Annotated in this window: 1 protein-coding gene; it reads right to left on the minus strand. The window is 69.1% G+C overall.

Annotation, left to right across the window (positions count from 1 at the left end):
- Positions 1-44: 44 nt before the first annotated feature.
- Positions 45-560 carry a flavodoxin family protein gene (locus ACYVM4_RS18560; RefSeq protein ID WP_460669512.1) on the minus strand — a complete coding sequence of 172 codons (516 nt, stop codon included), beginning with the start codon at positions 558-560 and terminating at the stop codon, positions 45-47.
- Positions 561-944: the final 384 nt, after the last annotated feature.

Genomic DNA, 944 nt, shown 5'->3' on the forward strand with positions numbered 1-944 from the left:
CTGCTCATGCGGTGGGCCCACGGTGTGCAACCACGGGTGATCGATCAGAGCAGGGCGGCCAGGGTCGTGGCCCACTGGCGGGCCCGGGCTTCCTCCCCGGGCAACAGCTGGTTGTCGGTGGTGACCAGGAAGCTTTCGGGCGGGGTCAGCATCTGGAACCCGTGGTGTTGAAGGACCTTGGCGATCCTCTGACTCGCCCGCCCGGTGAGCACCGCCGGGGCCTTGACCCGGGTGTCGAAGGCCGCCGCCCGGGCCCCGGTGGAACCCAGCGAGTCCAGCCACTGCCGCACCCCGGGCCCGGTGGCTGCGGGGTCGAGCTCCAGATCGTGGGCGGGAGCATCATGCACAGCCGCCTCGCGGGTGGACGTCCGACTCAGACCGTGCACGTGGGTGGGGGCGCCCACCACGAGAACATCCCCCGGCTCCAGCCCCCGGCCCATCGCCGCCTCGACAGGAACCACGTCCACCGCCATCCCCGCCTCGCCCAGGCCGGCGCCGACGGCCTCAGCGATCAGGTGTGTGTTGCCGTACATCGACTCATAGACCACCACCACGGTCATCACGGTCCTCCTCCGGCTGTGGTCTCAGGATGTTCCTCTCACGCTCATCCACCAAAGCAGGCACGCTTTGTGACTGCCCGCCCGTAGACCGGTGCTGGCACAGGCAGGTGAGCTGCCACAGGGCTCCGGAGGCGGTGATGAACCACACGACACCCAGCATGATCACCGCCGGCGCCCGCAGCGGGGCATCGCGTTGCGGAACTGGGAGCCGGTGGAGATACGAACTGTTGAATCCCTCCGACGCCTGAGGGGCAGTATCCGGGCGACATCGACAGTTACTGGCCTTCCGCCGGCTGGCCGTGCGCTGCGCGCCGTAGTGCTCCCACCATCGCAGCTGTGACCACCGTGGCGATCATCGTCATCTGCGCCCGGCGACTGCTCCGG

This window comes from Kocuria himachalensis, assembly GCF_054784195.1.